The 13,181-nt window shown below is 42.9% G+C and carries 13 protein-coding genes; 4 read left to right on the top strand and 9 right to left on the bottom strand.

Features of this window, described 5'->3' with window-relative positions:
• Positions 1-302: 302 nt before the first annotated feature.
• The 9 genes from ACFSYC_RS17985 to ACFSYC_RS17945 form a co-directional block, all read right to left on the bottom strand.
• On the bottom strand, positions 303-1,367 hold the full coding sequence (locus tag ACFSYC_RS17985) for a M20 family metallo-hydrolase (RefSeq protein ID WP_377130235.1): 1,065 nt from the start codon (positions 1,365-1,367) through the stop codon (positions 303-305).
• A 125-nt stretch (positions 1,368-1,492) separates the two neighbouring features.
• Complete coding sequence (locus ACFSYC_RS17980; protein ID WP_377130234.1) at positions 1,493-2,413, bottom strand: DUF72 domain-containing protein; 921 nt, start codon at positions 2,411-2,413, stop codon at positions 1,493-1,495.
• 60 nt (positions 2,414-2,473) lie between these two features.
• A complete protein-coding gene (locus ACFSYC_RS17975; protein ID WP_377130233.1) occupies positions 2,474-3,658 on the bottom strand; it encodes an SGNH/GDSL hydrolase family protein in 1,185 nt (394 codons plus the stop codon).
• Between the two features lie 62 nt (positions 3,659-3,720).
• Positions 3,721-4,482 carry an MBL fold metallo-hydrolase gene (locus tag ACFSYC_RS17970; protein WP_377130232.1) on the bottom strand — a complete coding sequence of 254 codons (762 nt, stop codon included), beginning with the start codon at positions 4,480-4,482 and terminating at the stop codon, positions 3,721-3,723.
• On the bottom strand, positions 4,482-4,754 hold the full coding sequence (locus tag ACFSYC_RS17965; protein WP_377130231.1) for a hypothetical protein: 273 nt from the start codon (positions 4,752-4,754) through the stop codon (positions 4,482-4,484). The genes ACFSYC_RS17970 and ACFSYC_RS17965 overlap by 1 nt, the downstream gene beginning before the upstream one ends.
• Before the next feature lie 58 nt (positions 4,755-4,812).
• The gene (locus ACFSYC_RS17960) at positions 4,813-5,652 is read right to left on the bottom strand and encodes a hypothetical protein (RefSeq protein ID WP_377130230.1); all 840 of its coding nucleotides are present in this window, start codon (positions 5,650-5,652) and stop codon (positions 4,813-4,815) included.
• A gap of 259 nt (positions 5,653-5,911) precedes the next feature.
• Positions 5,912-6,727: a hypothetical protein gene (locus ACFSYC_RS17955; RefSeq protein WP_377130229.1), complete on the bottom strand. Its 816-nt coding sequence runs from the start codon at positions 6,725-6,727 to the stop codon at positions 5,912-5,914.
• Between the two features lie 65 nt (positions 6,728-6,792).
• Positions 6,793-7,467 (bottom strand): LolA family protein, encoded by a 675-nt coding sequence (locus tag ACFSYC_RS17950; RefSeq protein WP_377130228.1) that lies wholly within the window; start codon positions 7,465-7,467, stop codon positions 6,793-6,795.
• A gap of 64 nt (positions 7,468-7,531) precedes the next feature.
• Positions 7,532-10,090, bottom strand: a complete 2,559-nt coding sequence (locus ACFSYC_RS17945; protein ID WP_377130227.1) for a DNA translocase FtsK — start codon at positions 10,088-10,090, stop codon at positions 7,532-7,534.
• A gap of 93 nt (positions 10,091-10,183) precedes the next feature.
• On the opposite strand from ACFSYC_RS17945, the gene ACFSYC_RS17940 reads away from it, so the two are divergent.
• The 4 genes from ACFSYC_RS17940 to ACFSYC_RS17925 all read left to right on the top strand — a co-directional run bounded on the left by ACFSYC_RS17940 (position 10,184) and on the right by ACFSYC_RS17925 (position 13,133).
• Complete coding sequence (locus ACFSYC_RS17940; RefSeq protein WP_377130226.1) at positions 10,184-10,831, top strand: ankyrin repeat domain-containing protein; 648 nt, start codon at positions 10,184-10,186, stop codon at positions 10,829-10,831.
• 83 nt (positions 10,832-10,914) lie between these two features.
• Positions 10,915-11,574, top strand: coding sequence for a bifunctional 4-hydroxy-2-oxoglutarate aldolase/2-dehydro-3-deoxy-phosphogluconate aldolase (locus tag ACFSYC_RS17935; protein WP_377130225.1), 660 nt, complete (start codon positions 10,915-10,917; stop codon positions 11,572-11,574).
• A 72-nt stretch (positions 11,575-11,646) separates the two neighbouring features.
• The gene (locus tag ACFSYC_RS17930) at positions 11,647-11,859 is read left to right on the top strand and encodes a VF530 family protein (RefSeq protein ID WP_377130224.1); all 213 of its coding nucleotides are present in this window, start codon (positions 11,647-11,649) and stop codon (positions 11,857-11,859) included.
• A gap of 44 nt (positions 11,860-11,903) precedes the next feature.
• Positions 11,904-13,133, top strand: coding sequence for a hypothetical protein (locus ACFSYC_RS17925; RefSeq protein ID WP_377130223.1), 1,230 nt, complete (start codon positions 11,904-11,906; stop codon positions 13,131-13,133).
• The last annotated feature ends 48 nt before the right edge of the window (positions 13,134-13,181 follow it).

The raw sequence follows: 13,181 nt of genomic DNA, 5'->3' as shown, positions 1-13,181 counted from the left end.
TATGCCTTCGCTTAAATGATCCTCAATGATCTTTTCTTCTTTAATTTTGTTCATCGTTTACACTTTAATGTGTAAACCTATTTCAGGACAAGTCAAATTGAAAATGAGTTTATTATAAAATTGAAAAATTGGCAGAAATGAAACAAGATTGCTAATTAAAGCTGATTGAAACACGATAAAAGAACCAACTTTTGGGGCCAGCCATGTTGTTTAATTTAATCCTTGGGCGCGATTTGACGTTTTATGGGGAATTTGATAAGTAGCCAATCCACACGGTTAAACCCAACGGATAAACAGCGCCACTAAACAATCTTCTCTAACATCTGCACATACAACTCAATACCTTCCCTAATCTCATCCACATAAATAAACTCATCAGCACTATGAGACCTTGCCGAATCGCCGGGGCCAACTTTGATGGATTGGATGTCCAGCAGGGATTGATCAGATGTAGTGGGGGAGCCGTAGGTGGTTCTGCCTAATGCAAGGCCTGCCTGCACTATTGGGTGTTGCTTATCTATTGAAGATGGCTTTAAACGAGTGGAGCGCGGCGTTACATCACTGCTAACATGCTGGCGGATGATCGCTAATACTTCTTCGTTACGGTAGGCATCGGTTACCCTAACGTCAACTACAAAATTGCAGCTGGCAGGCACCACGTTGTGTTGAGAGCCGGCATTGATAACCGTGACAGACATTTTAACCGGTCCAAACATTTCGCTTTCTTTCGGGAACCGGAACGTGCGGAACCACTCGATATCCATCATCGCTTTATAGATGGCGTTGTCACCTTCTTCGCGGGCGGCGTGGCCTGCCTTGCCATGTGCTACGCAATCCAATACCATTAACCCCTTTTCGGCTATGGCAAGCTGCATCAGGGTCGGTTCGCCAACTATCGCAAAGTCAAGCTGGCCCAGTTCGGACATAATCAGTTCTATGCCGTTAACACCTGATATTTCTTCTTCGGCAGTGGCTGCCAGGCAAAAGTTATATTTCAGATCCGTTTGTTGATAAAAGTAAACAAACACGGCTATAAGCGATACCAGGCATCCACCGGCATCATTACTACCCAGTCCATATAGTTTACCGTCTTCACTAACGGCGTCATATGGGTCGCGGGTATAACCGGAGTTTGGCTTTACGGTATCATGGTGCGAGTTTAGTAGTATGGTAGGCTTGGCAGCATCAAAACGCTTGTTGTACGCCCACAAGTTATTTACTTTACGGTTGGGGACGATGCCGTGGGTTTTCAAGTAGTTTTCTAACAGGTCTGCAGTCCGGCCCTCTTCGCGGCTAAACGACGGAATGGAGATCAGTTGCTGCAATAACTGGACGGCTTGCTGGTATAAGGTGTCTATGTTAGTCATAAATAATAGCCAAAAATAGGGTTTTTTGTTCAAGTGAGGCCCCTCTAAATCTCCCCTGGTAGGGGAGACTTTTTTATGGTATTATTTAAAGTACTACGTTACCGGGGGGAATGTTGGGAGGGATTTTAACCAAACAATCCGTCTTGCTTATTAACGAACTGGGGGCGAGGAAGATTGAGCCCTAATTTTTCATTCAACTTACGGGTCACATAATCGGCAGCCTCCGGCGAGTGTCGCTCGTCGTGCTGGTGCATAAAGAACCAAACGCTTTGCAGGCCCTGGTCGCGCCATTGCGCAATACGATCAACCCATTCATCAAGCCGTTTATTGTCCGTCGCGTCTCCATCGCCGTTACCTACAAACCTGATGAATGCGTGGGGGGTAGGTAGCTCCATGTGCACGCAATCTCGCCTGCCGGATGCATCGGTAATTACCGCGCCTAAATTTAAATCGCGCAGCAAACCAAAAAATGCCCCGCGCGCCTCTGTATTGGCAAACCATTCTTTATGGCGCACCTCAACAAAAACCGGGATATCTGTAGGGAGATGTTCAAGATAAGCCTTTAATTCCGGGAAACTTTTTGGGGTAAAATTATCACTTAGCTGCAAAAACAGGGGGCCTAACTTATCGCCAAAGGCCATAATACCCTCATAAAAAGTGGTAGTTATTTCGTCGGCATTTTTTAACCTGCGGATATGGCTGATGCTTTGCGAAAACTTGGGGCAAAACTTAAAGTCCGGGTTGCTCTCGGCCTTTGCCTTCCATTTTTCGATAGTTGCCGGGGGGTACAGATTGTAAAACGTGGCGTTTAGTTCTATCGAGTCAAAATGTTTAACATACTCGTCTAAAAAGTTAGCGTCTTTAGTTTTAGGCGGATAGATCTGGCCCACCCATTCTTTACGTCCCCATTTGGCGCAACCTACGTGTACTTGCAGCGGTTGGCCGTTTTTTGCTGCATTGAGGGTATTGATCGTTAGCTCCGTGTCGGGCGGGAGGGTGAAATCAATTAACGGTAATTCTTCGGGTGCAACGCGGCCAAATTCCATAGTGTTTTTTTATTGCAAGATAAGGACTAAGATAACCGGGATTTTAATGATAACGATGTTTTACTTATAAAGTTCGGGCAAATCCATCCGTGAACGTTCATACATCTGCATGGCACCTTTTATGTTAGGGTGATGATAAATTTTGCCCCAGCTATACTCTTCAAACCACATAGTTGATTTGTCAACTTTTTGTCCATCCTGATCTAATGATGTCGCCAGGTCAAATTTGCATCCTTTGATATTATATTTTAAGCGGATCTTATCTATCATAGCATTAACCGGCACCTGCGTGCCTGCCTCGTTTGACGGGATATTATTTAATATGGGTATGGAGCCCTGCGCGTGTATGTATTCTACCAGCTGGCTTAGATTTTGCTCGGTATTGCCGCCATTAGTGCCAATGGTTACCATAACATATTTTGATTTTATGTAAGGTAGTTCGTTTTTTATACGCTCCAGCAATTCGTTAATAGTAGTGCCGCCGCGCCCGCTGCACATGCTTTTGCCTTTAACCTTTGCCATTACCAGTTGCGTCCATGATTGATCAAAACTTGCGGTAGGGAAGTATCCTTCGGGTTCGGTTATTGAGTCGCCGTATAGCAGCACTTTAAAATTATTCTGAGCAGCCTGAACTTTAATTTGTTTAACCAGCATTTGCGTGCCGCTTTGTAACCCGAAGGTGTAATAATCATGCTGCATACCTACGCCGTATCCTGCTGCTATTGCACCTGTGCCATGGCCGCCTGCACCGTCGTTAGTAGCGCCTAACTCTGCCTGCTTGCGGTTCTTTGGGTTTATAATTTTAATTTTAGACTCCTGGTAATTGCGTGTTATTTCTACGGTGTATTCGGTATCGCCGGTCAAAAAATCAACCTGTTTTACCATTACCGGATTGGTGCTGATAGCGATAGTCTTGTTTTTAACGTCAACCCAGGCTTTAAAGTCGCCCTTATCGGTCTGAAAAGCAGCCACAGCATCGCCAGACAACTTTACTTTATATTGAACAGACCTGCCAGCTAACGAATAATAGTAATTTAACTTAACCAGTTTGTCGGCCGATGTCAACAGCAAGCCATCGGCGCTGAAATTGCCAGTACTTTGGGCGAAAACCAGTTCGGGGTAAATGTTCTTAGCTGTCAGAACTTTGTCGTACAACACCTTGGTAGGTTTCGACTTGTAACCAGTTGCATGGCCCGGCAATGCAGTTGCCAAACACAATAGATATACCAAACATAGTCTTACCATTAAGCTAAAGTAAGTTAATTAATGATAAAGCTATAGCGCTTTAAAATATCAAAATGTAAGTGTTATATCGTCAGCGTTAAACCGTCATAGGCAAGCTCAATTCCGGGCGGCAGCTCAGCAGCTACGTCCGCGTGTTTACCTAAACGATGGCTAATGTGGGTAAAGTAAGTTGTTTCGGCCCCCATATCATTGGCAAATGCTATAGCTTCGTCTAACGTGAAATGCGAGATGTGGCTTTGCTTTTGCAGCGCGTTAATGACCAATATCTTTGATCCTTTTATCTTTTCCTTCTCGCTCTCTGACACCGTTTTGGCATCGGTAATGTAGGTAAAGTCATTAATACGGAAACCCAGCACCGGCAATTTGTAATGCATTACCTCTATAGGTACAAAATGTATACTGCCAATATCAAAAGGCTCCAAACCAATAGGATGGATGGTTACCTGCGGGATGCCGGGGTACTTAAATTCTGCAAATACGTAAGGAAATTCGCGCATCAAAGCAGCCTGCACCCTGGTATCAGCATAAATATTCATGGCTTCCTGCTGTTTAAAATTAAACGCGCGAATATCGTCCATGCCGGCAATATGGTCCTTGTGCTCGTGTGTGTATACCACGCCGTCAAGGTGTTGTACATTGGCGCGCAGCATTTGGTACCTAAAGTCGGGTCCCGAATCAATTACCACTGTTTTATCATCAGCCTGCACCAATATAGACGAGCGTAAACGCTTGTCGCGGTGATCTGCCGAGGTGCACACCTCGCAACCGCAAGCTATAACAGGTACGCCCTGCGATGTACCGGTGCCTAAAAAAGTTACGGTCATCACAGCTCCAGTTTAGTTTGTTTAAGTTGTTGCAAAAAGGCAAACTGTTTATCGTCGAGCAAATTAATGTCTACTTCCAAATCGCGTAGCAGCTCGGCCAAAGCCAGGATCTTACTTTCTAAATTCGAAAAACGGTTTATAACAATCATTTTGCTGTTGAGCAAAAGGCATGCCCCGGTTTTAAAGTTGCCTTTTTCATACCGCACCTTGTAGCCCGCTGTTTTAAGCAGCAGCTCCAGTTTTTCGAGCGTATGGGCGGTAAACGTAAGCATCAACCAAAAGTACGTATTTAGCGGGTGGGTTAAAAATGTGGGGGGTAAATGTTTGAGCCTAACCTCCCGTCGGAAAAAATTTGAGACGTTCTGCCCGTAGCAGCGGTATTAATTTGATTAACATGGTCTGACTGTTGTGTTGGTATAGTATCGAGTCACCTTTAAAAACAACATCATTACTTACGGGCTTACCAAAGCGTTCAATTTTTACAGGAGCTACCAAATCGCCATCGTCAAACACCTTGATGGAATGACTTTCTTTGCCAATCATCACCGCTATTTCATTCCTCAATTGTTCGCTATCTTTTCTTTTAAGTGGATTAATTTTATCATTTACTAAGTCATTATAATGGTTAAGGCAGATGTCAATAATTTCTTTATTTTCTACCTTAATAGGTTCGTAAACGTTTTGATTGTCAAAACCTTGCATAAATACAAAGCCCTTGTTCGCCCAAACTAAAACTTTCCTGTCTGATGATCGCCCAACAGTTATCAATCCGGTGGGAGATTGCCATCGGTAACTATGGCCTGTAAAGCCCCCGAATAATCTATAGGTAAAAACACATTTTGCGCCGTTGTCTTTAAGGCTTCCGATTTTATCTTTCAAAATTGTTCCATCTGAACCATATTTTACAAACGCATATTCGGGCTTGGTTTTTTTGGTAAATTTAGGTTCGTTATGAGCTGCCGCGATGGATAGTTCTATCCAATCATTACTCATTACCTTGTCCTGGTATTTTACAACCCTGTCAATAGCCTTATCATAAAATTTGGCGGCTTGTTTGTATTTACCTTTCGATTTTAGTATATCTGCTTCTTGCTTTAGGGCGCAAAAATCTTGTGCACTTGTAAGCAGCGAGGAAAAAATAAAAAACACAAAAAGCAACAGTTTTTTCATTGGCGGTAAAGGGTTAACCATTAGTATCGCTAATTTGACGATAAAAAAGATGAAATAAAAGGAAGTAAAATTGAAAGTTAATGCCCACTTTTTCCAAACTGCTTCATCCATTCCGCTTGGCTCAACGGTATGAGTTTGCCTAAGTAGGTATTTTGATTGCTTAAAGCGATAGATGAGTCTCGCAACTTTTTAATGACTATTGTTTAGTAATTAAGTACGGTAAATCAAATAAATTTGTTGCGATCATTGAATTTCTTAATTAACCATTTGTATTCTCCGCTTGGTCGGATTCTGTTTCAGGGTTTGTCGATTCTCCGATTGCGCTTTCCGATCTAACTTTATAATTTTTTGTCTTGAGTTTCCATAAAATTATTAATCCACCTAAAGGAATCCCAAATATCCAATACGAGTTCAGGTAACCTTGTTTCGCAAAGCTTATACCAAATAAAAATTGAAAGTTTAAAAATAAAAAAGATAACCCGCCAACAGCTTTGTAGCAGACAGCCGGGACATTGATAAGTATTACAAAAAAGTATTTCAACCATTTACGACGCATATCACTGCGTTTTATTAAAATGATCATGTATATATTGAATGCCGGGATACAAAGGGCGATGATTCCAAAAAGCCAATAAAACGTCATCGATGGAATTCGCTCTTTAATATCTAATGTTTTAATGTCTAGTATCTTTCCTGATTTGTCATCAAATACAGCCTGTATCATGCCGAAATGGCTGCGGTTTGTGTATTCTACAAAGACTACCGTAGTGTTAGGCGCTGTATTATTCGACGTGTTTGTTCCAAATGTTTTTTCTGCTTTTATAAAAGAGTAGTCCAGGTTGTTGCCAAAGTTTTTTACAACAATCATACTGAAACCATCAAGCTTTTTTTTTAAGTTAGCAGGGTTAGTGTTATTTGCAAAAGCGAGCAAAGGAATGCATTTGTCGTACTGTTTATGAACTAAGTAGTCCATAAAAGCCTGAGTGGTATTATTATATTTGAAGCTATTGGTTAAAAAAGTACAACTGCCAAAAAGTGTGATAATTAATAATAAAATTGGTAAAGGTTTTTTCATTGCATATGGAAAGGTTTGCTAATGTAAGTAGATAACACTGTATATGCAAAATGCATTAATTACAACTACCTCAAATCAACCACCTCAACACCCGGATGCGCCTTTGCATCAAAAGTAAAAGTTGTAGCAGCTACAGCGGCATTGCCAACAAAGCTGCGCAGTGTGTAGTTGTATTTGCTGCCGTTGCGGTCAAAGATCTGGGCACTGTAGATCTGTTTTTTCGCTTTGTCTATCAGCAAACGGATCTTAAAATACTGAGCCTTTTCGCTTTCTGGAGTAAGATCGATACCCTGGTAAATTTTGCCGCCGATTTTTTGATCACCGGTATATAGGTATTTATAACCAGTCTCGTATATGGTAAATATTTTGGCTGGACTAAACTCGTTTGGATTGCTGCTGGCTTTGCTTACCTGCACTTCTTTGTCGGCTTTTAGGTAGGTCCATTGTGTTTTACCATCGTTGATCACTTCGTTGTCTACATTGGCAGTCCCTGCCGCGTAAATAGCTACCTTATACTTGTTGCTTTTTGTTTGGGTGATAAGGCTGCCGTTGCGGGTTTCTTTTATGCCGGCTTGCGGGTTATCTACCGTGAAGGTGAAATCGCTTTTAATGATATTGTAAGTGCGGTACTTTTGGCTAACCTGGCCCAATATCACTTTGGCCTGTGCGTCTTTTTGCGCAAAAGCGGGGAAAGCGGCTACAACTAACAAACAGATAATAGATAATAATATTTTTTTCATCGGTGTTATGACAATCTATTAAACAAATAGTTTAGCGCTAAAAGTGGGACTTATAGATCCGGGACTAATTCTTACTCAACGTATCTAAATACTGCATCAACGAATACTCATCGGGGTACAATACTTCGCGGGCTTTGCTGCCTTCAAACGGGCCTACAATGCCGGCACCCTCCAGTTGGTCGATGATGCGTCCGGCGCGGTTATAGCCCAATTTAAGCTTGCGCTGTATCAAAGAGGTTGATCCTTGCTGATGCATTACGATCAAGCGGGCTGCTTCTTCAAACATTGGGTCGCGGTCGTTAGCGTCAAACTCTTTGCTGCTGCTGCTTTCGCCTTCGCCTACGTATTCTGGTAATAACATGGCGGTTGGGTAGCCGCGTTGGTTGCCAATAAAGTCGGATATGCGTTCAACTTCCGGTGTATCTACAAAGGCGCATTGTAAACGAATCAAATCGCTGCCGGTGCTGAATAACATGTCACCACGGCCAATCAATTGGTCTGCCCCACCAGCATCCAGAATGGTACGCGAGTCGATCTTAGACAATACCCTAAACGCCAGCCTTGACGGGAAGTTGGCCTTAATAGTACCTGTAATGATATTAACCGACGGGCGCTGCGTAGCTATAACCAAATGGATACCCACCGCACGGGCCAGCTGGGCAATACGGGCTATAGGCTGTTCTACCTCTTTACCTGCGGTCATCATCAGGTCGGCAAACTCGTCAATAACCAATACGATAAACGGCAGATAACGGTGTTTCTCAGGGTCGGCTATTTTGCGGTTGATGAATTTGGCGTTATACTCTTTCAGGTTACGTACCTGTGCGTCTTTCAGCAAGTCATACCGCTGATCCATCTCAATACACAGCGAGTTAAGCGTGTTAACTACTTTCTTAGTGTCGGTTATAATAGCGTCCGCTTCATCAGGCAGCTTGGCTAAAAAATGGCGTTCAATTTTGCGGAACAGCGTTAGCTCTACCTTTTTAGGATCGACCAATACAAACTTCAGTTCGGAAGGGTGTTTTTTGTATAGTAACGATACCAGGATGGCGTTAATGCCTACCGACTTACCCTGACCGGTAGCACCGGCAACCAGTAAGTGAGGCATTTTGGCCAGATCGGCAATAAACACTTCGTTTGATATGGTTTTACCTAAAGCGATAGGCAGATCCATGGTAGTGTTCTGAAACTTCTCTGTAGCCAAAATAGAGCGCATAGACACCATCTCAGGGTTCTGATTCGGTACTTCAATACCAATAGTACCCTTGCCAGGCATCGGCGCAATGATACGGATGCCCAAAGCCGCAAGGCTAAGCGCGATATCATCTTCCAGGTTTTTGATCTTGGAGATCCGCACACCGGGAGCGGGAATGATCTCATATAGCGTAACTGTTGGGCCTATGGTCGCTTTAATCTTATCGATCTCGATATTGTAGTGGTTAAGCGTTTCAACTATCTTGTTTTTGTTGGCTTCCAGTTCGTCAGAATTTACGGCTATTTTACCGGTGCCGTATTCCTCTAAAAGATTAAGGGTAGGGTATTTGTACGATGCCAGGTCGAGTTTATGATCGTATGTGCCAAACTCTTCCACCAGTTTCCTGGCCTTTTCGTCGTCAGATTTTTCAACGTTGAGCTCCGGTAATGGGCGCTCTGTTTCTAATGTTAGCGGTATATCGTCGGCCGGATCGGGATCTACGTCCTCATCATCCGGTGTCAGTATAACAGGTTCGTGAAATATTGGTTCTGCCTGTACCATCGGCGGCAAGGGCTGATGTGTGAATGCTTCTGGTTTTATAGTATTAGTGCCCTTTGGCCACTCTACCGGGTGTGATATTTCTTCGTCTAACAATTCAACGGGCGTGGTACTCAGGCGTTCAGTAGATCCGGGTGGAAAAGCAGGTACCAATTCATCTTCGGGCTTCTGTTTACGCGCGGGTAGTTTAAAATCTATATTGTAGGCAATGATCAGTGTGGTTAAGGCTGCAAACCCTATTAGCCCCGCGATGCCGGCCTGGCCTATCTCTACCTCCAATAGGCGGTTACTCCAAAAGCCGAACTCGCCCTCCAGGAAGTGGGGAGCATCATACATAAAGGCGTGTATAAAACCTATGGCTACCGATATAAATATCAACCCAAAAAACGAATAACCCAGCGTGCGGCCCACCGGGAATAGCTTTACTTTAAAAAGCATGCGGTAGCCTATCACAAAAAATACAAACACAAACAGGAACGACGCTATACCAAACCACTCGAATATAAATTGATTTGACAGTAGCGCGCCAAATTTACCCAGCCAATTTTCTACCGGGGCTATGCCTTTTAAGGTCAAATCTGCCTGGCGGGCAAGTAGATTGCCCCAGCCGCCGTTGGCTGTTGATACATAGCTTTGATCTTGCTCCCAGGTAAACAGGTATGAAGTGAACGCGATGAGGAAGAATAGCGACAGGATCAAAAAGAATAAACCTACAATTTTAACCAGTCGGCCGTCGGCAAGGTCAAATGACGGCATTCTTTCAAATTTTGGCTTAGAGATACGCTCACGGGCGCCTTTTTCTGAAGATGGGCGAGGCTGATTCTCCTCTTTAAAGCTATTTGATCTAAACTGATTTCCTTTTACCGGCATTCTTAATTGTAACAGTAGTATGGTGCAAATATAAAGTTACATACATTAAACAACTATGCATTTATATTTTTAATTTTTTAGTAATATTGGGTAATGAGTTTAGAACTATTAGAGCAGTATATTACAGAGGGTGATGCCCCTGCACTTGACGAGTTACTTGCACAAAATCCCGCTTTAGCCACACAAACTACCACCCATAACGTATCGCCGTTAATGTTGTCGTGCTATTACAAAAAGCCGGAGGTTAGTAATGTGTTGCTTAAATATGTGGGTGATATTAACCTGTTTGAAGCCGCGGCGGTTGGTAAGTTCGATATGGTGGCTCATCTAATTTTTAATCACCCTGACGATGTAAATAACTATGCAGCTGATGGCTTTACGCCCTTAGGCCTAGCTTGTTACTTTGGTCAGTTTGAGGTGGCGCGTTATCTTGTTTTGAAAGGAGCAGATGTTAATCTGCCATCTGATAACGGGTTCAATGTGTTTCCGTTGCACTCCGCAGCGGCAGGTAACTATACTGATATTGCCCGTATGCTGATTGATAAGGGGGCCCAGGTTAATATCAAACAGCAAGCCGGCGTAACTCCGCTGCATTCGGCGGCGCAGAATGGTAATCTGGAACTGTTGATACTGCTGCTTGAGCGTGGCGCCGATGTTAACGTGCGGATGGAGGGCGGCAAGCTGCCGGCTGATCTGGCCAGCGCTAAAGGATATACAGAGATATCTGAGATTCTTTCCTGAGAAGCGTACCACTGATTTGCGGAAGCATTTTAGTCGAAATTTTAGAGGTAATTAGTTACCTTAGCCACCTTTTACACCCGTTTATGACTAACAAAGACGACATACTACAACTTATAAAAACGCAAGGTATCCTGCCGCTTTATTTTAATAAAGACGAGCAAACCAGCATTGATATATTGTACGCACTTTACGCAGCAGGTATTAAAACCATAGAGTACACCAACCGTGGCGATGCAGCGCTGATCAACTTCATTAAGTTACGCCTGATTTGCGACACCGAATTAAAGGATATGCGCCTGGGCATAGGTACCATAAAAAATGCCGAGAGCGCCAGAGCTTTTATTGACGCAGGTGCCGATTATATTATTAGCCCCGGGCTGGTTGAAGAGGTGATACCTGTTGCTGAAAAACACGACTTGCTTTGGATTCCCGGTTGTATGACGCCAACCGAGATTATCAAGGCCGAAAACCTTGGCGCAAAATTAGTGAAGCTGTTTCCGGGTAATATGTTAGGTCCCGGTTTTTTAGCCGGCATCAAATCGTTTTTCCCTAACCTGCTGTTTATGCCTACGGGTGGGGTAGAGGTTACTAAAGAAAGCATTGGCGGCTGGTTTAAGGCCGGTGTTTGCGCGGTGGGTATGGGTAGCCAGTTAATTAGTAGTGATGTAATGGAAGGAAAGAAATATGCTGAACTGACGGAAGCTACTAAAAAGGCGATGGCGTTAGTGAAAGAAGTTAGATAAATTTCTCTTATAGCGATGGGTTTCAAACCCATCGCTACCGACAATTAATTATTCACCATCGCATTTATCACCATGCCAGAACAAGCGAACAACCCACTTCACGGTAAAACTCTTGAAGCTATACTTACCGAGCTGGTGGCCAAATACGGGTTTCCGGAGCTAGGTTACCGTATCCGGATCAATTGTTTTTTAGAAGATCCAAGCATATCGTCAAGCCTAAAATTTTTACGCAAAACGCCCTGGGCACGTAAAAAGGTTGAGGATTTGTATGTGAGCGGGAAGTAGTAATGATACCTAGCTATATAAAAACGAGATTCGGTCTTTTAGTTTTGCTTTTACTAACAGGTAAATCCCTTTTGGGGCAACAAAAGAATGAATTTCAAAAAGACTTTGACTTTTTATACCAGGAATTGCAAAAAACGCCTTCTTATGCAGATCAAATAACCGGCGAAAAGAAAACAGCCTATCAAAACCTGTATGCCAAATTAAAGGCGCAACCAGTAGCACCTACCGCTTTAGATACATTTTACAACTTATCAAAGTTGCTTTGGCCTATAAAAGACAAGCACCTTGCCTTTTACCAAAACTACAACCGGGACATAGATTTTAAAACACTGCAAACCCCGGGATTTATTAGGGACTATCGTACCTCCCCGACATTTAAAAGCTTTCCGCGTGTTAAGCTTAATCTTGATTCTTTGGAAAGCTCGCTTGCTAAAAAAGCGACAGGTAGTGTTGAGGGGATATATGTAATTGGCGATGTCGCAAAGATCGGGATTTACCGGACTTTGAGAAAAGACAGCTTGGTCGGTGTGCTTTTATCATCAAAATTACAAACCTGGGACAGGGGGCAACTATTCTCCATTTTGATACAAACAAGCCCAAATTCTTTTCGGACAGTTTATTGTGATCTTGCCACAAAAGCTTTTAGGTACGTCGAAAACGACAAGCTTACCAATGGGCAGTTTCACCACTACGATTTGAAGAAATTAAACATTGTATCCTACGCCAATTTTAGAAGCAATGACGCTTATATTTTCAATACTTTAGAACCCAATATTCAATATCTTCATCTTGGAAGTTTTAATGGATCGCCAGAGAATCTAAAAATCGCCAAAGCTTTTTACAACCGTATCAAAGATACTTTAACCGCGCCTAATCTGATAGTAGATTTACGAGGAAATATAGGCGGGGCAGCTAAATGCGCAAATCAGTTTTTTGCATTGCTAAAAAACTATAGCGAGAAAGGAAAAGTGTTTGTACTGATTAACGGTATGGTAATAAGTATGGGCGAGCGCTTTGCCTTGCGACTTAAACCCATCAAAAATATCAAGCTATTTGGCGAAACAACAAATGGAATGATTGCTTACGGAAACAACGATGGTTACTCGCCTGTATTGCCAAGTGGTAGATTTAAACTTTATCCCACCAATATGCCGGATGAAGCCGGCTTATTGCAATATGAAGAAGTAGGTGTTGAACCACATGTGTTTTTAAATAACAAAAGTGATTGGATTAAACAGCTAAAAGTAATTATAAGGCGTACGACGGTGAATTAGGTTGGATGACCGACAAGGCCTTTACCAACTTACTTAATGTTAGTGCAT

This window comes from Mucilaginibacter antarcticus (assembly GCF_042686155.1).
GTDB lineage: Bacteria > Bacteroidota > Bacteroidia > Sphingobacteriales > Sphingobacteriaceae > Mucilaginibacter > Mucilaginibacter antarcticus.
This window is presented reverse-complemented; position numbering and strand designations above follow the sequence as displayed.

Coding starts and splice junctions, on each gene's coding strand:
- ACFSYC_RS17935 (WP_377130225.1), top strand. CDS start 10,915: ATGACTAACAAAGACGACATACTACAACTTATAAAAACGCAAGGTATC.
- ACFSYC_RS17945 (WP_377130227.1), bottom strand. CDS start 10,090: ATGCCGGTAAAAGGAAATCAGTTTAGATCAAATAGCTTTAAAGAGGAG.
- ACFSYC_RS17930 (WP_377130224.1), top strand. CDS start 11,647: ATGCCAGAACAAGCGAACAACCCACTTCACGGTAAAACTCTTGAAGCT.
- ACFSYC_RS17955 (WP_377130229.1), bottom strand. CDS start 6,727: ATGAAAAAACCTTTACCAATTTTATTATTAATTATCACACTTTTTGGC.
- ACFSYC_RS17950 (WP_377130228.1), bottom strand. CDS start 7,467: ATGAAAAAAATATTATTATCTATTATCTGTTTGTTAGTTGTAGCCGCT.
- ACFSYC_RS17965 (WP_377130231.1), bottom strand. CDS start 4,754: ATGCTTACGTTTACCGCCCATACGCTCGAAAAACTGGAGCTGCTGCTT.
- ACFSYC_RS17980 (WP_377130234.1), bottom strand. CDS start 2,413: ATGGAATTTGGCCGCGTTGCACCCGAAGAATTACCGTTAATTGATTTC.
- ACFSYC_RS17975 (WP_377130233.1), bottom strand. CDS start 3,658: ATGGTAAGACTATGTTTGGTATATCTATTGTGTTTGGCAACTGCATTG.
- ACFSYC_RS17985 (WP_377130235.1), bottom strand. CDS start 1,367: ATGACTAACATAGACACCTTATACCAGCAAGCCGTCCAGTTATTGCAG.
- ACFSYC_RS17940 (WP_377130226.1), top strand. CDS start 10,184: ATGAGTTTAGAACTATTAGAGCAGTATATTACAGAGGGTGATGCCCCT.
- ACFSYC_RS17970 (WP_377130232.1), bottom strand. CDS start 4,482: ATGACCGTAACTTTTTTAGGCACCGGTACATCGCAGGGCGTACCTGTT.
- ACFSYC_RS17960 (WP_377130230.1), bottom strand. CDS start 5,652: ATGAAAAAACTGTTGCTTTTTGTGTTTTTTATTTTTTCCTCGCTGCTT.